The organism is Parapedobacter lycopersici (assembly GCF_040395035.1).
Classification (GTDB): domain Bacteria; phylum Bacteroidota; class Bacteroidia; order Sphingobacteriales; family Sphingobacteriaceae; genus Parapedobacter; species Parapedobacter lycopersici_A.
This window is the reverse complement of sequence record NZ_JBEBRB010000005.1, coordinates 16,443-33,442: the sequence shown is the minus strand read 5'-3', so window position 1 is coordinate 33,442 and position 17,000 is coordinate 16,443. Positions and strand designations below refer to the sequence as shown.

At 51.4% G+C, this 17,000-nt stretch carries 16 protein-coding genes; 12 read left to right on the top strand and 4 right to left on the bottom strand.

What is annotated here, in order from left to right; translation table 11 throughout:
• Window positions 1-47 precede the first annotated feature (47 nt).
• The 4 genes from ABWO75_RS02595 to ABWO75_RS02580 all read left to right on the top strand — a co-directional run bounded on the left by ABWO75_RS02595 (window position 48) and on the right by ABWO75_RS02580 (window position 4,320).
• Window positions 48-1,265, top strand: a complete 1,218-nt coding sequence (locus ABWO75_RS02595; protein WP_353182250.1) for an exo-beta-N-acetylmuramidase NamZ family protein — start codon at window positions 48-50, stop codon at window positions 1,263-1,265.
• A 108-nt stretch (window positions 1,266-1,373) separates the two neighbouring features.
• Window positions 1,374-2,195, top strand: coding sequence for an N-acetylmuramic acid 6-phosphate etherase (murQ, locus tag ABWO75_RS02590; protein ID WP_353182248.1), 822 nt, complete (start codon window positions 1,374-1,376; stop codon window positions 2,193-2,195).
• Between the two features lie 5 nt (window positions 2,196-2,200).
• Window positions 2,201-3,688: a sodium:solute symporter gene (locus tag ABWO75_RS02585; RefSeq protein WP_353182246.1), complete on the top strand. Its 1,488-nt coding sequence runs from the start codon at window positions 2,201-2,203 to the stop codon at window positions 3,686-3,688.
• A gap of 29 nt (window positions 3,689-3,717) precedes the next feature.
• Entirely contained in the window at window positions 3,718-4,320 is a 603-nt protein-coding gene (locus ABWO75_RS02580) for a peptide deformylase (protein WP_353182359.1), read from the top strand.
• A gap of 1 nt (window position 4,321) precedes the next feature.
• On the opposite strand, the gene ABWO75_RS02575 is transcribed toward ABWO75_RS02580, so the two are convergent.
• A complete protein-coding gene (locus tag ABWO75_RS02575; RefSeq protein WP_353182244.1) occupies window positions 4,322-5,743 on the bottom strand; it encodes a Gfo/Idh/MocA family protein in 1,422 nt (473 codons plus the stop codon).
• 230 nt (window positions 5,744-5,973) lie between these two features.
• Between ABWO75_RS02575 and nagB the strand changes: the two genes are divergently transcribed.
• From nagB to ABWO75_RS02560, 3 genes are all read left to right on the top strand, one after another.
• A complete protein-coding gene (gene nagB, locus ABWO75_RS02570; RefSeq protein WP_353182242.1) occupies window positions 5,974-7,914 on the top strand; it encodes a glucosamine-6-phosphate deaminase in 1,941 nt (646 codons plus the stop codon).
• Between the two features lie 106 nt (window positions 7,915-8,020).
• Entirely contained in the window at window positions 8,021-8,443 is a 423-nt protein-coding gene (locus ABWO75_RS02565; RefSeq protein ID WP_353182240.1) for a DUF983 domain-containing protein, read from the top strand.
• Window positions 8,444-8,476: 33 nt separating this feature from the next.
• Window positions 8,477-9,358 carry a helix-turn-helix domain-containing protein gene (locus ABWO75_RS02560; protein WP_353182238.1) on the top strand — a complete coding sequence of 294 codons (882 nt, stop codon included), beginning with the start codon at window positions 8,477-8,479 and terminating at the stop codon, window positions 9,356-9,358.
• Window positions 9,359-9,364: 6 nt separating this feature from the next.
• On the opposite strand, the gene kbl is transcribed toward ABWO75_RS02560, so the two are convergent.
• Window positions 9,365-10,552: a glycine C-acetyltransferase gene (gene kbl / locus ABWO75_RS02555; protein ID WP_353182236.1), complete on the bottom strand. Its 1,188-nt coding sequence runs from the start codon at window positions 10,550-10,552 to the stop codon at window positions 9,365-9,367.
• 69 nt (window positions 10,553-10,621) lie between these two features.
• Here kbl and ABWO75_RS02550 point away from each other — a divergent pair, with 69 nt between their 5' ends.
• Genes ABWO75_RS02550 through ABWO75_RS02540 form a run of 3 tightly spaced genes read left to right on the top strand, consistent with a single transcriptional unit; the run spans window position 10,622 to window position 13,870 of the window.
• Window positions 10,622-11,935 carry a nicotinamide mononucleotide adenylyltransferase gene (locus tag ABWO75_RS02550; RefSeq protein ID WP_353182234.1) on the top strand — a complete coding sequence of 438 codons (1,314 nt, stop codon included), beginning with the start codon at window positions 10,622-10,624 and terminating at the stop codon, window positions 11,933-11,935.
• 21 nt (window positions 11,936-11,956) lie between these two features.
• On the top strand, window positions 11,957-12,484 hold the full coding sequence (gene idi / locus ABWO75_RS02545; RefSeq protein ID WP_353182232.1) for an isopentenyl-diphosphate Delta-isomerase: 528 nt from the start codon (window positions 11,957-11,959) through the stop codon (window positions 12,482-12,484).
• 21 nt (window positions 12,485-12,505) lie between these two features.
• Window positions 12,506-13,870, top strand: coding sequence for a methyltransferase RsmF C-terminal domain-like protein (locus tag ABWO75_RS02540; RefSeq protein WP_353182230.1), 1,365 nt, complete (start codon window positions 12,506-12,508; stop codon window positions 13,868-13,870).
• Window positions 13,871-13,888: 18 nt separating this feature from the next.
• On the opposite strand, the gene ABWO75_RS02535 is transcribed toward ABWO75_RS02540, so the two are convergent.
• Window positions 13,889-14,599 carry a LexA family transcriptional regulator gene (locus tag ABWO75_RS02535; protein WP_353182228.1) on the bottom strand — a complete coding sequence of 237 codons (711 nt, stop codon included), beginning with the start codon at window positions 14,597-14,599 and terminating at the stop codon, window positions 13,889-13,891.
• 108 nt (window positions 14,600-14,707) lie between these two features.
• Between ABWO75_RS02535 and ABWO75_RS02530 the strand changes: the two genes are divergently transcribed.
• The gene (locus ABWO75_RS02530) at window positions 14,708-15,604 is read left to right on the top strand and encodes a HEPN domain-containing protein (RefSeq protein ID WP_353182226.1); all 897 of its coding nucleotides are present in this window, start codon (window positions 14,708-14,710) and stop codon (window positions 15,602-15,604) included.
• A 10-nt stretch (window positions 15,605-15,614) separates the two neighbouring features.
• On the top strand, window positions 15,615-16,526 hold the full coding sequence (locus ABWO75_RS02525) for a HEPN domain-containing protein (protein ID WP_353182224.1): 912 nt from the start codon (window positions 15,615-15,617) through the stop codon (window positions 16,524-16,526).
• Here ABWO75_RS02525 and ABWO75_RS02520 read toward each other — a convergent pair.
• The gene (locus ABWO75_RS02520) at window positions 16,499-16,966 is read right to left on the bottom strand and encodes a hypothetical protein (RefSeq protein WP_353182222.1); all 468 of its coding nucleotides are present in this window, start codon (window positions 16,964-16,966) and stop codon (window positions 16,499-16,501) included. The two genes, ABWO75_RS02525 and ABWO75_RS02520, sit on opposite strands and share 28 nt — an antisense overlap.
• Window positions 16,967-17,000: the final 34 nt, after the last annotated feature.

Here is a 17,000-nt window from a genome sequence, read left to right as displayed (position 1 = left end):
TCCGGTCTATACGAGGTTATTGCCATTGATAAACACATTATTCCGATATGAAAAACAGCAATTTATTCTTGGTGGGCCTGACTTTGGTCACCCTGTTTGCCTGTGGTCCGAATACCGCGAAGAACAGCGATACAGACAGCCGCAGGGATACCGTATCGACGGCGATCGTGACCGGTGCCGAACAATTTGATCGTTACCTGCCCCTGCTGGAAGGTAAAACGGTGGGCATGATGGGCAACCAGACATCCGTAGTCGGCGATCGCCATTTGGTGGACGTGCTACTTGGAAAAGGCGTAAACCTGAAATTTGCTTTTGCACCGGAACACGGGTTCCGGGGCGACATTGAGCGGGGTGAAAAGGTTTCCAATGAGGTGGATAAACGGACGGGCCTCCCGCTCCATACGTTATACGGAAAGAATGAAAAGGCGGATTCCATTGTGGCTTCCGTGGATGTAATGATTTTTGATTTGCAGGATGTAGGCGCCCGGTTTTACACGTATATTGCGTCGTTGCACCGGGTGATGCAACTGTGTGCCAATCAGGGAAAAAAACTGATTGTACTGGACCGCCCGAACCCGAACGGCGACCAGGTAGATGGGCCGGTAAGAAAAGACGACCGGTTTAAGTCGAATGTAAGCTACCATAAAATCGCCATGATCCATGGGCTAACCGTAGGTGAGCTGGCGCAGATGATCAATGGCGAAGGTTGGCTTGATGGCGGTGTCAAGTGCGATCTGGAGGTGATTCCGGTGCAGCATTACGATCACAGCACGCCGTATCCACTGCCGATAATCCCATCGCCCAGCTTGCCCAATCACGTATCGGTGCGGCTTTACACGTCGTTATGTTTGTTTGAAGCCACAGACTTCAGTGTCGGCCGTGGCACGGATTGGCCGTTTCAGGTTGTGGGCTATCCCGACCCGGTATTTGGCAGCTTTACGTTTACGCCCGGTACGCGCGAGGGCATGGCCGAACATGTGGAGCAGCAAGGAAACCTTTGTTATGGCCTTGATCTGCGGCAATCAAATCCGGATGAACAGCATTTCACACTAAAATACCTGCTGGACTTCTATAATAAATCCCCGTTCAAAGACCGGTTTTTTTCACGTCCGGAATTCTTTGACAAACTGGCGGGAACGGATGAACTGCGGAAACAGATTATTGCCGGACTGGATGAGGAGGCCATCCGGGCGAGCTGGGCTGCCGATCTGACGGCATACAAGCAGATGCGCAAGAAATACCTATTATACCCGGACTTTGAATAACATTACGATATAAACTGACTGCCCCCTGCGGTTTCCGGCCGTCACGAGTGGTATAACGCCCAGGCTTCGGGATCCTGGATTAAAGAACAGCTAAGTATACGAAGACAGATGACAAAAACGACAGAGCAAGACTCGCATTACCAACACCTGGAAAAGATGTCCGTTGGGGAAGTATTAACGAACATTAATAGGGAAGACCAGACAGTAGCGCTGGCCGTGCAAAAGGCTATCCCGCAGATTGAACAGCTGATCAGCGTCACGGTGTCCTCCATGAAGGCGGGCGGAAGGCTGTTTTACATCGGCGCGGGAACAAGCGGCCGGCTGGGCATCCTGGACGCATCGGAATGTCCGCCCACCTTTGGCGTGTCCGACAACTGGATTATCGGGCTTATCGCGGGAAAGGATATGGCCATCCGCAAGGCAGTGGAATTTGCGGAGGACGATGAGGGGCAGGCCTGGCGCGATCTCCAGGAACATCACATCAATGCGAAAGACGTGGTGCTGGGCATTGCGGCCTCAGGAAGTACGCCTTATGTGCTGGGGGGGCTGAAAGCGGCAAACGAAGCCGGACTGAAGACCGGCTGCATTGTCTGCAATGAAAACACCCCTATTGCCGCGGTGTCGCAGTATCCGATTGAGATTATTGTGGGTCCGGAGTTTGTTACCGGCTCTACACGGATGAAGGCCGGCACAGCCCAGAAACTTGCGCTTAACATGATCAGTACGACGGTCATGATCCAACTGGGGCGTGTGAAGGGGAATAAGATGGTCGATATGCAGATGACGAACAATAAGCTGTTTGGCCGCGGAACGCGGATTTTGATGGACGAACTGGGGCTCGACGCTGTAACGGCATCGAACCTGCTGGAGAGGCATGGCAGCGTACGGAAGGCCATTGATGAGTACACTAAGAACATTAACATAGATTAGTCGACATGACACCGGGTATCCTTCTCCTGTTCCTTATCGCATACTTCAGCCTATTGCTGGGCGTTGCCTATTTTACTTCGCGTAAATCAGCGGACAACGCGTCCTTTTTTGTAGCTAACCGGAGCGCTAAATGGTATATGGTGGCCTTTGGCATGATTGGTACTGCACTTTCGGGGGTAACTTTTATCTCCGTTCCCGGCGCGGTGGGGAAGACGGACTTTGGATACTTTCAGTTCATCCTTGGAAATGCCGTGGGGTTTATCATTATTGCCTTTGTGCTGCTGCCACTGTATTACCGGATGAATCTCACTTCAATTTATACCTACCTGGAAGAGCGGCTGGGGCATCGCAGCTATAAGACCGGTGCAATGATTTTCCTGATATCGCGTACGATAGGTTCGGCATTCCGGCTTTACCTGGTTGCCATCATTTTGCAGCGGTTTATTTTTGATGCCTGGAATATCCCTTTTGCCGTTACCATCATTCTCTGCCTGTTACTGATCTGGCTTTACACCAATAAAGGGGGACTTAAAACAATTATCATCACCGACATGATGCAGACGTTTTTTCTGGTGCTGGCCGTTGTGCTGTCCATTTATTTCATGGCCGACAGTCTGGGTATGGGACTTCTTCAAACCATCGAAACGGTGAAGGAAAGCAGTTATTCAAGGATATTTTTCTGGGAAGACCCTCTTGGCAATAACATGTATTTCTGGAAACATTTTCTGGGTGGTATATTTGTCACGATCGGCATGACGGGCCTGGATCAGGATATGATGCAGAAAAACCTGAGCATGAAGACGATCGGTGAAGCGCAGACCAACATGCTTACGTTTACCGGTATCTTCGTGGTCATCAACCTGTTTTTCCTGGCCGTAGGTGCACTGCTATACATTTATGCTGCACAGGCCGGCATTGACATCAGCGGGCTGCGGACCCCCGATTACCTTTATCCGGAGGTTGCGCTCCGGCACCTCACCCTTGTACCCGGCATTATTTTTATGATGGGCCTCACCGCAGCAACCTTTGCCACAACGGACTCGGCGCTGACAGCGCTCACGACATCCTTTTGTGTGGACTTCCTGAATTTCAATAAAAAGGATAACCCCAATGATCGCTCCCTCGTACGTGCCCGGAACCGGGTACACTTTGCTTTTTCCGTCCTTTTGTTACTGGTTATTCTGGTTTTCCGGCTGATTAACGACGAATCGGTGGTGAATGCCATTTTCACAGCAGCCAGCTATACCTATGGCCCTCTGTTGGGCTTGTTTGCCTTTGGGTTACTTACCCGGCGACAGGTTGCGGACCGGGCCGTCCCTTACATCTGTTTGCTTTCGCCAGCATTGTGTTACCTGCTGAATGTATACGTTTTGACGCCGTATACGGCCTATGCTATGGGGTTTGAACTGATTATTTACAACGGAGCAATTACCTGGGTCATGCTGTGGGCAACCTCCCGTAAGCCGTATGAGCAGCCGGCAGGTGCGGTTTAATTTGTGATGCGGCAACTGATTTTGATGTGATGATCAACCCACCATTGACCGACGCTGAACGGCAGCTTATTTTGGCGGAAGATACCGCACAGGCCATGCGAGTGCTCCAGGATACTGTTGTCGCGGAACGGCAGATCCTCCGTATGCCTTCCGTCGCCATAGATCCGGGAGAGGAACTGCTTCCACTACTGGCCCGGCGGATGTACCTTGCCGTGACTGACCCGGCCCGTCCGGGTGTGGGTATTGCTGCGCCGCAGGTCGGCATTAACCGGAACCTGATCTGGGTGCAGCGCTTTGATAAGCCGGGAGAACCATTCGAATATTACCTCAACCCTGTTATTACATGGCAGTCTGACCTGCTGCGCAAAGGGCAGGAAGGGTGCTTATCCATACCGGATACCGTGGGTGATGTCCTGCGGCATTATACCATTCGATTGTCTTATCAGGCCCCGTCCGGTAAATGGCAGGAAGAGCTGGTTGAGGGGTTTACAGCTGTCATCTTTCAGCATGAAACCGACCACCTTTTGGGCGTATTGTTTACAGACCGGCTGGCCGAACAGGAGGCAAAAACTTTCTCGATGATCAACGATGAAGTGCAGCTTTATCTGGAAAAACGGCTGAAAAAGCAATAACTTAAGATGGTCTCTCTTTGCGTATGCCTGTTGTGGCGCCGCCTTCCAGGGTAAGGTTTACCGGCTGGTTGTGCTGCCACGCCCCGCGCGTAAAATCGGGCACATCCAGCGATTGCGACCGCTGGTTTACCGATTGCTCACTCAGCGGAAATACGCTGCTCCACAGCGCGCCGTCATACACGTCCTGGTCAAGTGGCAACCCGTTTCGGAGGCAGTCAATCAGCCGCCAGTCCATTACGAAGTCCATGCCGCCGTGCCCACCGACCTGCTTGGCTACTTCACCCACGTGTTTAATCAGCGGCGGGGTATATTTTGCGTATAGCGCATCCAGCTCCGCTTTGGGTAGCCACTCGTGGCCGAACGCGATGCGTTCCGGCGCCGGGTATTTCGATGCGATACCTTTTGTGCCGCTGACCAGGTGGATACGGGAATAAGGACGGGGAGAGGTCACGTCGTGCTGTACCATCATGGTTTTGCCCTTTGCCGTGTGAATCAACGTAGTATTCATGTTGCCACGGTATGACTTACCTACAAACGGCCGGTAAAAGGGGTCCTCACCAGCCTTGGCAGCCGCAATATTGCCCATCATGAAATCATTGGTTGACATCGAAACAAGGTAATCCATCTTGTCGCCCCGGTTGATGTTCATGCATTGGGCAATCGGCCCAAGCCCATGGGTGGGGTACAGGCTACCGTTTCGCGAAGCATTCATTTTAAGACGCCACATATCCGCATATCCCTCTTTTGAAAAATTAAGTTCCACCAAATCGTGGATGTATGCACCTTCGGCATGGATAAGCTCGCCGAACAGCCCGTTCCGAGCCATATTGAGCGTAAGCATTTCGAAGAAATCATAACAGCAGTTCTCCAGCATCATACAGTGCTTTTTGGTTTGCTCTGAGGTCTCTACCAGTGCCCAGCACTCGTCGACCGTGACCGCGATCGGCACTTCACAGGCGACATGCTTACCATGCTGCATAGCATAGATGGCCATAGGGGTATGGAGCGCCCAGGGTGTGCAGATGTACACGAGGTCCAGGGACTCGTTGGCCACCATCGCTTTCCAGCCCTCCTCCCCCGAATATTCCCGGGCTTTCGGTAGTCCCTGCTTCGCGAGGATTTCCTGCGCCTTAGCGGCCCTTGATGCATCTTTATCGCAAAGCGCCTTTATTTCTACACCTTCGATGCGTGCCATGCGGGTTACCGCACCCGGTCCGCGCATGCCAAGGCCGATAAAGCCAATGCGGACGGTTTCCAATTTAGGTGCTGCATAACCGCACATATTGACCTGCTGGGGCCGGCCGGTTTCCTGTCGGGCTTGCGGAACATTCCCCTGTTCGGTTCCACTTAATGCGGGCAATACCGCCATTGATCCGGACAGCACCGTGGCGTTTTTCAGAAAATTCCTGCGGTTGTATTTCATGATTATCTGCTTTAGTTTTTAATTGGTACGGCCCGTTGGCAGGGCCTGGAAGCTAAAGGTACGTGATTATATTTTATTCTCCATGGCGAAAACACACAGCCAGGTCGGATTGCAGCCTGTAGGCTCATGCACACGTTTGCGTAACTTGCTTCAAAAGAGGTAATAAATATTGTAGGGTAATAGACATTTATTGCTATTTTTGCTTCTCACCTTATACGTAATTCCATAACATGGCACGATTAAATTTACTGGAAGAAACACGCTTCGAGAAAGTTCCCGTGAGCGTTTATCCCGATCCCAAAGCGGCTTCACTGGCCGTGGCCAGGCGAATTGCAGACCTGATCCGCAATAAACAAGAAAAAGGTGAGCAGGCTATCCTTGGCCTTGCTACTGGTGCAACCCCGGTGGGTGTTTATGCAGAACTGGTCCGCCTGCACCGCGAAGAAGGCCTCAGTTTCAAAAACGTGATTACCTTCAACCTGGATGAGTATTATCCAATGCAGCCCGATTCTGAACAAAGCTATGTGACGTTCATGAACCGGAATCTCTTTGACCACATAGACATCGAACGGGCCAATGTGCATATACCCGACGGGACACTGCCAATGGAGGCTATCCACGAATATTGCCTCGCTTACGAGCAAAAGATAACGGCACTCGGGGGTCTTGATTTACAGGTACTGGGCATCGGACGTACGGGTCACATCGGGTTCAATGAACCCGGCTCGGCGCCTAACTCGGGAACGCGTTTGGTTACCTTGGACGATCTGACACGCCGCGACGCATCACGCGATTTCGGAGGCAAGGAAAATGTGCCAACGAAAGCGATCACGATGGGTATCGGTACAATTTTCAAGGCGCGGGAAATCATCCTGATGGCCTGGAATCAAAAGAAGGCGGAAATTGTAAAAAAGGCCGTGGAAGGGGAGCTTTCTGCCGATGTGCCGGCGACGTTCCTGCAACTTTCGGATAGTGTGGAGTTTGTGCTGGACCAGGATGCAGCTTCTATGCTGACGCGGTTTGATACCCCTTGGTTGGTGAAAGACTGTGAATGGGATCGCAAGACCATCAAAAAAGCGGTGGTTTGGCTTTCGCAAACACTGAAAAAACCCATACTCAAGCTAACGGAAGACGATTACAATAATAACGGTATGGCCCAGCTGGCTACGGAAAAGGGCCCGGTGTATGACATCAACATTGATATTTTTAACCAGCTCCAGCATACGATTACCGGCTGGCCGGGCGGAAAACCCAATGCCGATGACAGCCAACGGCCCGAAAGGCGGGATCCGGCGAAAAAGCGGTCGATTATTTTTTCACCGCACCCGGACGACGATGTAATTTCCATGGGCGGCACTTTTATCCGTCTGGCAGACCAGGGCCACGACGTGCATGTGGCTTACCAAACCTCGGGTAATACGGCGGTTTGGGACGACGAGGCACTTCGTTTTATCGAGTTTGCCACCGACTTTGCCAAGTCACAGGGAATTGATACGCAAAAGCTCGATACACTCTATAAAGATGCCCGGAAGTTTATTGCGGGCAAAAAACCCAATCAGATGGACACCCGGGAGCTGTTAACGGTTAAAGGCCTCATCCGGAAGGGCGAAGCTATTGCTGGGGCCCGTTTTGCAGGACTGCCGGATACGAACATCCACTTTCAGAACCTGCCATTCTATGACCGGGGCAAGCACCGTAAGACACTGAAGTACGAAGATGATGTGCAGCAGACCATGGCGCTTTTACAACAGATCAAACCGCATCAGATTTTTGCCGCTGGAGACTTTGCTGACCCGCATGGGACACACAAAATCTGTTTTGACATTGTTTCTGAGGCGATGCGGCGGTTGCGTAAAACGGACGCCTGGACGAAGGATTGCTGGATCTGGCTTTACCGGGGTGCCTGGCATGAATTTGAAATCCATGAAATCGAGATGGCCGTACCGCTGTCACCCAAGGAAGTACTGCGCAAGCGACATGCCATATTCAAACACCAATCGCAGAAGGATATACCGGTTTTCCCGGGCGATGACGCACGCGAATTCTGGGTCCGGGCCGAGGAACGCACCCGCGAAACCGCACGACTATATGACGGTTTAGGAATGGCGGAATACGAAGCCATCGAAGCTTTCGTGCGGTGGCGGTTTGAAGACGAGGAGGTCAATCCGTAAATAATACCATAACATCCCCTGATAGCGCCATAAAAACAGGCCGTTCCGTCCGACTTTTGTATACGTGATTTTCTCAATGCAGGGAAAAGCATGCATAAGTAGGAAGATGGAAACACAAAAGGAAATAACCGCAGCGCAGGCCGTAGTACGGGGATTGTGCCCGCGGTGCCGGACCGGCCAGGTTTTTTCGGGCCCGGCATATGGAAGAAAGCGCCAGCTAATGCTGGAAACATGCCCCCATTGCGAGCTTCGGTATGAGCGTGAGCCGGGTTATTTTTATGTGGCGATGTTCGTCAGTTATGCACTGATTGTGGCGGAGCTGGTTGCCGCGTGTGTAGCGGCTTATGTTCTGTTCGGAAATACGGAGAACCCTTGGGTTTATACCGGGGTAGCGTTGGTGGTTGGTGTTGGCCTTTCACCTGTAAATTTCCGTTATTCCCGACTGATTCTGCTGCATTGGCTTACTCCGGGACTTTCGTATGAACCGGAACTGGCCGGCAAAAGCAATAACCCGACGGCTAAGTCGTAGGGCTTGTCCGGAAAAATGGGTATATTTACCCAAATGGCAGCGACGAGTTATCCGGTATATGATATTACGGGTTTTGATGTGAGCCACCAGGGTATGCTCGTGATGCCGCTGGAGCAATATATTGCTGCTCATCGGCATAAACTCTACACTCCCCACCGCCATTCGTTTTATCATGCGGTATATTTTACCGGGGGTTCGGGCACACATTTCATCGATTTTCATCGTTTTGAAGTGGAGTCGGGGCAGATTTATTTCATGGCGCCCGGGCAGGTGCATCATTGGGAGTTTCAGGCGGATCAGGCCACGGGATATGCATTTAACTTTTCGGCCTCTTTTTTCCAGTCGTTTCTATTGCGACCCGATTACATTGATGAATTCCCCTTTTTTCAGGGACAGGCAACGGCATGTGTTGTCCATTTCCCAACGGGGCTTCAGTCGCAGACAACGGCCCTTTTTGACGAAATGGTTGCGCTGAGGGAATCGATTAATCCAATTAATTTTGACAAGATAAGGGTCCTTGCGCTACAGGTATTGCTCAATGCAGCAGGGCTAAGCTCGTCAGGACAAAGTCCGGCCCGCGATTATAAGCATACCGTACTGCGTAATTTTCAGCGGCTGGTGGATAAGTATTTTATCCAGCACAGGCATCCAAAAGATTATGCGCAGATGCTGTACATAACGCCGAATCATTTAAATGCACTTTGTTCAGATATCCTTGGGATTTCTGCAGGTGAAGTGATACGTAACCGCATTCTACTGGAAGCGAAGCGGCTGTTAATCAATCCCAGACTTTCTATTTCGGCCATTGCCTATGAGCTGAACTTTAAGGACAATTCCTATTTTACCAAGTTTTTCAAAAAATACAGCGGAAATACCCCCGAAGCATTCAGGAAAAGCCTATCAACTGGTTCGTAAACCGGATTAGATTACTCCCAGGGCTTTGCCTACCTTTATAAACGCTGCCACAGCGCGGTCGAGGTGATCCTGATGATGTGCTGCCGACAACTGGACGCGTATGCGTGCCTGGCCCTTGGGCACAACGGGAAAATAAAAACCAATTACATAAATTCCTTCTTTCAGCATGTCGGCGGCAAACTGCTGTGCAAGGACAGCATCGTACAACATCACGGGAACTATCGGGTGCGTACCCGGTTTAATATCAAACCCCGCGGCAGCCATTTTTTCGCGAAAGTAACGTGTGTTGTGCTCCAGCTTATCCCGGAGTGCAGTTGTTTCGCTTAGGAGGTCCAGCACTGCAATGGATGCGCCCGCGATAGCCGGCGCCAGGGTGTTGGAAAACAGGTAGGGCCGTGAGCGTTGGCGTAAAAGTGCGATGATTTCCTTCCTGCCGGATGTAAAGCCACCGGATGCACCACCCAGCGCTTTGCCCAGTGTACCGGTGATGATGTCCACGCGGCCCATGACACCATGTAGTTCAGGTGTACCGCGCCCATGCTCACCGATGAAACCCGTGCTATGGGAATCGTCGACCATGACCAGTGCGTCGTACTGGTCCGCCAGGTCGCATATTTTGTCCAGCGGGGCAATGCGACCATCCATGGAAAAGGAACCGTCGGTGACGATGATGCGGTGGCGCGCCCCTGTCGCTGACCGTAGCTGCACTTCAAGGTCGGCCATGTCACAGTTCCGGTACCGGAACCGCTGTGCTTTGCAAAGGCGTACACCATCAATGATAGAAGCGTGGTTAAGCTCGTCCGAAATGATGGCATCTTCAGCACCAAACAGCGGTTCAAAGACACCGCCGTTGGCATCGAACGCCGCGGCATAAAGTATCGTGTCCTCGGTGCCGAGGAAAGATGACAGCTTCTTTTCCAGCGTTTTGTGGATATCCTGTGTGCCGCAAATGAAGCGGACAGACGATAATCCGTAACCATGCGTGTCCAATGCGTTTTTCGCCGCCTCAATGACCGTCGGGTGTGACGAAAGTCCAAGATAGTTATTTGCGCAGAAATTGATAGCGCTGTCTCCGCCCTCCAGTTGGATGCTTGCCCCTTGGGGACTTACAATCACCCGTTCTTCCTTATATAATCCGGCGTCCCTGATCTGCTGCAGCTCCTGCTGCAACAGGGGTTTTAAGGTGTTATACATAAGCAATTGGTTTCTACAAAGGTAACCTTTAGTAAATAGATGGTGGTCATAAATTTTTATCTTTGCGCCATGGCGAGAGAAATTTTTGAAACGAAGCGGAAGGCCCTGCGGATCAACCTAAGCGAAGAAATTTACGGAACATTTGCGGAAATAGGTGCCGGACAGGAAGTCGCCCGGAATTTTTTTAATGCCGGGGCGGCATCGGGCACCATTGCGAAGACCATGTCGGCATACGATATGACGTTCAGCGACGCCATCTATGGCGTGGAGGGGTCGGGCAGGTATGTAAGCCGGTCGCGGCTGCGAAAAATGCTGGAACACGAATATAACCTGCTTACCGAACGGCTTACCGCCGAGAAATATCAGGGAAGGCGTCTTTTTGCTTTTGCCGATACGGTAGCGGCGCTCAATTTTAGCAAAACAAACGACCCCCATGGCTGGATCGGCATTCGTTTCCAGCACGAGGCTGGGAGTGCCCCCAATGATATTATTTTCCACGTGCGGTTGTTGGACAGTGATAACTCGGTGCAGCAGAAAGTATTGGGTATTCTGGGTGTAAACCTGGTGTTTGCCGCATACTTCTATATGCAGGATGTGCAGACGATGATCGAATCGCTGGTTGACAACCTGTCGCCCGGATCGGTGGAAATCGACCTGGTGAAGGTAAGCGGTCCGGTATTCGAGAAAGTAAATGAGCGCCTGATCAACCTATACCTGATTGCAAAAGGTTTTTCCAAAGCAGCTATCTTTAATCCCGAGGGCTCGGCTTACCAAAGCAAGGATTTCCTTTATAAAAAGGACATCATGATTCTCCGGACGAAGTATCGGCAGAAATCCAATCCGAATTTTGACCTGTTTAACTTGGCTGTCGAGCAATTTAAGCGAAACCTCCATATTCAGGACAGCAACTTGGTGGTAATGATTGAGGTGCTAATGAGTAACGCACTGGATGAAAACCCGGTGCTGAGCCACGAGGACCTGGTTTATTTTGCCGAACGTGCGGAATACCTGTGCGGCACGGGCAACCATGTGCTGGTATCCAATTTCACACGGAACCATTACCTGGCGGAATACCTGTCACAATTCAAACCCAGCAATGTGGGAATATCCACGAACATATCCAACCTGCGGAATATTTTTAACTCAGACCAATATAATAAAGCAATCTATACCGACGAGTTGCTGGCTTACATTAGCGGGTTGTTCAGTAAAAACGTGAAACTGTATGCCTATCCGTACCTCAACAAGAAGGATAATCAGATTATCACGACACGGAATATGCCGGTATCTGATGAAGCGCGTCCGCTTTTTGATTTTCTCATTAAGAATAATTACATTATCGATATTGAGAACTACGATGAACGGCATGTGAAAACCGTATAAGCAGCATAAATAAAGGAAACGATGCCCCTCGAAAATGTCATATTAGTGGATGAGCAGGATCAGGCTATTGGCTCCATGGAAAAAATGGACGCACATAGGCAGGGACTTCTCCACCGGGCATTCAGCGTATTTATGTTCGACCGGGAAAAGCGATTACTATTGCAGCAACGGGCCCTGCATAAATACCACAGCGCGGGGTTGTGGACGAACACATGTTGCAGCCATCCGCGTCCGGATGAAACTACGATTACGGCAGCTACCCGGCGACTGGACGAGGAAATGGGACTACAGGCTGCATTGGTTCCGGCTTTTACCTTCCGTTACCGGGCATCGGTTGGCGGTGGACTGGTTGAGCATGAGATCGACCACGTGCTTGTGGCGTACAGTGATCAGGATCCTATCCTTAATCCGGATGAAGCCGCTGATTTCCGATGGGCTAGCCTTGGGGAAATCGAGCGTTGGGTTGCTGCGCAGCCCCAACGGTTTACCGCGTGGTTTAAACACAGCTATCGCCGCGTTTTTGCATACGTGGAAGACCATACATTATAGCACTTAACCTCGAAAGACCGCATGAGCCACATTATCCCACCGCCGTTAGTACGTAAATTGGGCACCCAGGCTGGTTTTGACACCGCAGCCTTTGAGCAGGTACATGCGCTAGGCGCAACGCCGGTTTCCATCCGGGTAAACCCGGGGAAGCCCCAAGGGCCCGACACCGGAACACTTGAGCAGGTGCCCTGGTGTGACACCGGATATTATTTGCCGGAGCGGCCTGTATTTACCCTTGACCCACTGTTTCATGCTGGATGTTACTACGTTCAGGAGGCCTCATCCATGTTTGTGGCACACGCGGTACAGGCTCTCGCATTGCATACCCAGCCGGTGATCGCAGTGGACCTGTGTGCCGCGCCGGGAGGGAAAAGCACGCTGCTTCGTACTTACCTGCATCCCGATAGCTTACTCATTGCCAACGAACCGATTAAATCGCGCGCCCATGTGCTGGCGGACAACCTGGTACGTTGGGGGCATACAAATACGGTAGTTACCCAAAACGACCCGTCTGCTTTCGGCAGGCTGCCCGGTTACGCGGACCTGATGCTGGTGGATGCGCCGTGTTCCGGTTCGGGGATGTTCAGAAAGGATCAGGCGGTTGTCGATGAATGGTCGGAGGCCATGGTGCAGCTATGCAGCGAACGGCAACGGCGTATTCTGGCGGATAGTTTGCCAGCATTAAAAACGGGAGGGGTGCTGCTCTATTCGACATGTTCCTACTCTGCCGAAGAGAATGAAGAGGTAGCCGACTGGCTGTGTGAAGAACAGGGCATGGCGCCGGTTGCCATTCCGCTGGCCGCGGAATGGGGCGTTGAGCAGACATACTCTGCTAAATGGAACTGCCCTGGCTATCGTTTTTATCCACACCGGCTTCGTGGCGAGGGCTTTTTCCTTGCCGCATTCCGTAAAGTGGCGGAGACACCGGTAGCAGATAGACGAAGAGTGAAAGCGGCTGAAGCCCCCGGCCTGAATGTGCTGAAAAAGTGGCTGGTATCGCCCGCCCGTTTCACGACGTTTAATCTGGGCGATGACCTATTTGTTTTCCCGGTGGAACGACGCGAAGATCTCGAAATGTTGCAGCGGATGCTATATATCCGGCATGCCGGAACCTGTGTGGGTAAGCTCGTCAAGGGAGCGGTCGTTCCCCATCATGATCTCGCCATGAACACCGAACTGCACCCCGATATACCCCGGATTTCCCTGGACCGCACACAGGCGCTGGATTACCTCCGTAAAGGCAGCCTTAGCACGGCGATCAATCCAAAGGGATATACCGGGTGGGCGATAGCTGATTACAACGGAGCTTCCTTGGGATGGATGAAGCTGATGCCCAACCGCGTGAATAACTATTATCCCAAGACGTGGCGTATTGCGACACTTTAGTGCCGGGGAAATGCAGGCTTACAGTTGATATCGCGTAACCTTGCCTTTTATTAAATATAACGTTTTGATGGCCGTCCGGCGGATTACAATGTCACCTTTATATTCTGGGTTTGAAGCACGGAGAATAATTTTTTCGGGGTCGTGGTGTTCGTGAAGCAGCCGGATGGCAATCATGTTGTTTGCTTGTTCGTGGGTAACGACCAAATAGGCTTCACCCCATAGGATGATGTCGGGATTGACCACCTCCTTAACCGCGATAACCTCCCCGCTGTTGAAAAGCGGAAACATGCTGTTGCCATATACAGGCAGGTAGGCGGTGCAATCGTTGAGCGGTCGATAATTGACATAATACTCGGGAGTACTATCTGCAAAGATGTCGGCGGGTGGCCGCTGCTGCAGCTCGCCCGGACGAAGGTTATAATACGGGACAGGTGCTTCAACGGCTTCGGACGACTGGGTCTGTGGTCCGGAGTCGACGGGGCGTCGCCGTCCCTTTTGTAACATCTCACCTTCGCCGGTTGCAAGAAATTTAGGATTAATCCGGTAATAATCGATAATATCTTTTGCGAGTCTTTTCCCTAGGCGACGCTTATTGTTTTCAATCGAGGAACCATTATTGAAACTTTTCATCACGGGGCGATAGAATTCCTCTACCGTTAATCCTAACGAATTCCGGATCGATTTCAGGCGTTCGCCGACTTTTTCAGATTGTAGATCAAGGTTTTTCAATTGATGAGTAAAATTATAACCAAAAAATTGGAGATAATATCAAAAGATACTATATTTGTTCGTGTACTTCTGATACCGTAAACCAAAACTACTAAAATACCCTAAACTATGGAAACATTAATTCATCAAAAAGCTACGCCGGAGCATGGCCAACGGCCGTTAAATACCGAATTCAGTCGGTTGCGTGATGTCCTTCGGACTGTGAACGTGGAAAAAATCATTTGCTTCGGCAGTGTCAGCCATCAAACGGTAAGAAAAAGCTGTTTTGCAGATGAGGTACATGCCAGCAATGCGACCAGCAGCTATCATCTACTGTTAGTTCCCGCTGAGCCACAGACGGTCAGCAATGCTGTGTTACAGCAACAGGTGGAAGATGCCGTTAAGCCGGAAGCGGAGGTAATCGTGATCGTGCATACCATGGACGAGGTAAATTCCGCATTGCGGGAAGGTAGTACTTTTTTTACCACCGTATGCCGAAAGGGCACACTGCTTTATGACAGGGGTGCTATTCCGTTCCACCCCGGGGGAGAGGGGCGGCCTATCGTCACACGGATCAGCCGCCGGGAACATTTCTGGAATAAATGGCATGGGTTGGCAAACGGGTTTTTGCTTGGCGCAGATTTCTATGCAACCAACGGCTTATTCCACCTCTCGGTGTATATGCTCCATCAGGCGATCCAGCACGCTTATTGCGGCACGCTTCGGGTAATGGTTGGTTACCGCACCAACGCGCAGCACCTGAACCGGTTACAGCGGCTCATGGAAACATTGGTTCCGCATTTATCGCTGGCGCTGCCCCGGAAAGCGGACGAAGACGCACAGCTTTATGAACTCCTGTCAAAGGGTTTTGGGGATGCCCAGTATAAAGAAACCTTTGAAGCCAGTCCACAGCAGGTAACCGCGTTGACCGAGCTTGTGACACGGATCGTCGACGCGGCAGACACCCATTGCCGCGGACGGATCCAGCAGCTCAAAACAGGGGAAGTTTCCTATAAAACCACATAAGCCCTTTACAATGGACATTACATTGACAGAACTCCACGAAGCACAGCAGAAAGCGCTGAAACAGTTTATTGAAACGATCACCGCCCGCGTTGCAACCGCATACCTGTTTTGCTTTGCCTTGCAGCAGCGTCAATCCATATATACCCATTGTTTTGCACCGCCGACACGGGTGTTGTGGTTTCAGGCTGACCTGCTGCTGATTTATCGCGATGAAGAGTCCCGGTGCGTAAATGAAATCCGGAACCAGGCCAACAACCTCAGCAATTCGCAGCACCAATACATCACGGTAGCGATGCCCTGTAGGGAGGCGATGTCGCTGCTGGAGACAGGCGACCCTTTTATAAATCAGGTCTTCAGTCAAGGTACACTGCTGTATTGCCGTGGCGTAAAGCTGCCAAGACGGCTGGGTTACGTTTGCCATAATACCTGGCTGCAAAACATGCGACGGGAATGGCGGAGGTGGTTTAACACCGGCTGCCAGTTTATGGATTGCGCCGCCTATTGCCTGATGGACAGTAACTTCAGTATGGCCGTATTCATGGTACACCAAACCATCGAACAAGCGTGTAAAGCGGTGATCAAGGTGCTCTTGCACATCGGTTCCAATACCCATAACCTGGCGTGGATGTTAAAGTTGTGCAGTAGCCTCATTCCGGAGATAGCCACGCTGTTTCCTCGCAATAGCCCCGATGAAAGGGCGCTGTTTAATCTTCTAAAGGGGAGTTATATCGATTGCCGGTATGCCGCGGTATTTGAGGTGCGGGAAGAACAGGCATGGGCGCTATACCAGCGCGCGGGCATATTGCTGCGGGCCATTGGTGATCGGTGCAACCAGCGGATAAAAACGATGGAGCGTTATACCGGTGCAGACGGCCCGGCGGAACACCAACAAGCCTATTGCGAACAGTCGACGGGTTCATAGACTTCGGAGAACTGACTGCCATCCAGCGTAACCAGCCGGCCGGTTACCGTGTCTACGGAGAATGACTTCCGAAGTAATTTTTCGCCGTCGAACAGGAAGACTACGCGCATGGTATCCTGCATCCCCTCCTGTTTAAATGTCCAAACCAGGTTAAGGGTGTCCATATCCAGGGTGCCCAGTACCGTGCCGCGCCGGGCATCCTTTTCGTAAGGGATGTAGTTGTACGTGCCACTGACCGTTTCTCCGCGGATAGCCAACTGCAGGTAAGTGGAGTCCTGTTGTTGATTGCCGTCGAGCCGGATGAAACAACGCTTCTGCTCCGAGTCCGGCAGGGTCTGCCGCTCCGCTGACTGGCCGGTGTTGTCACCCCGGTTTGTCGTGCCGTTCTGGCAGGCAAGAAAGAGCCAAACACTGATAAAAATGAAGGAACAAGCTTTCATTGCGGGTCTGTTTTATGATGAGGTAACAAGTGCA

Bases quoted from the DNA above. Each gene is read 5' to 3' on its own strand.
- ABWO75_RS02560 (WP_353182238.1), top strand. From the start codon at position 8,477: ATGGCAGCGACGAGTTATCCGGTATATGATATTACGGGTTTTGATGTG.
- nagB (WP_353182242.1), top strand. From the start codon at position 5,974: ATGGCACGATTAAATTTACTGGAAGAAACACGCTTCGAGAAAGTTCCC.
- ABWO75_RS02595 (WP_353182250.1), top strand. From the start codon at position 48: ATGAAAAACAGCAATTTATTCTTGGTGGGCCTGACTTTGGTCACCCTG.
- ABWO75_RS02565 (WP_353182240.1), top strand. From the start codon at position 8,021: ATGGAAACACAAAAGGAAATAACCGCAGCGCAGGCCGTAGTACGGGGA.
- ABWO75_RS02580 (WP_353182359.1), top strand. From the start codon at position 3,718: ATGATCAACCCACCATTGACCGACGCTGAACGGCAGCTTATTTTGGCG.
- murQ (WP_353182248.1), top strand. From the start codon at position 1,374: ATGACAAAAACGACAGAGCAAGACTCGCATTACCAACACCTGGAAAAG.
- ABWO75_RS02585 (WP_353182246.1), top strand. From the start codon at position 2,201: ATGACACCGGGTATCCTTCTCCTGTTCCTTATCGCATACTTCAGCCTA.
- ABWO75_RS02540 (WP_353182230.1), top strand. From the start codon at position 12,506: ATGAGCCACATTATCCCACCGCCGTTAGTACGTAAATTGGGCACCCAG.
- ABWO75_RS02530 (WP_353182226.1), top strand. From the start codon at position 14,708: ATGGAAACATTAATTCATCAAAAAGCTACGCCGGAGCATGGCCAACGG.
- idi (WP_353182232.1), top strand. From the start codon at position 11,957: ATGCCCCTCGAAAATGTCATATTAGTGGATGAGCAGGATCAGGCTATT.
- ABWO75_RS02550 (WP_353182234.1), top strand. From the start codon at position 10,622: ATGGCGAGAGAAATTTTTGAAACGAAGCGGAAGGCCCTGCGGATCAAC.
- kbl (WP_353182236.1), bottom strand. From the start codon at position 10,552: ATGTATAACACCTTAAAACCCCTGTTGCAGCAGGAGCTGCAGCAGATC.
- ABWO75_RS02575 (WP_353182244.1), bottom strand. From the start codon at position 5,743: ATGAAATACAACCGCAGGAATTTTCTGAAAAACGCCACGGTGCTGTCC.
- ABWO75_RS02525 (WP_353182224.1), top strand. From the start codon at position 15,615: ATGGACATTACATTGACAGAACTCCACGAAGCACAGCAGAAAGCGCTG.
- ABWO75_RS02520 (WP_353182222.1), bottom strand. From the start codon at position 16,966: ATGAAAGCTTGTTCCTTCATTTTTATCAGTGTTTGGCTCTTTCTTGCC.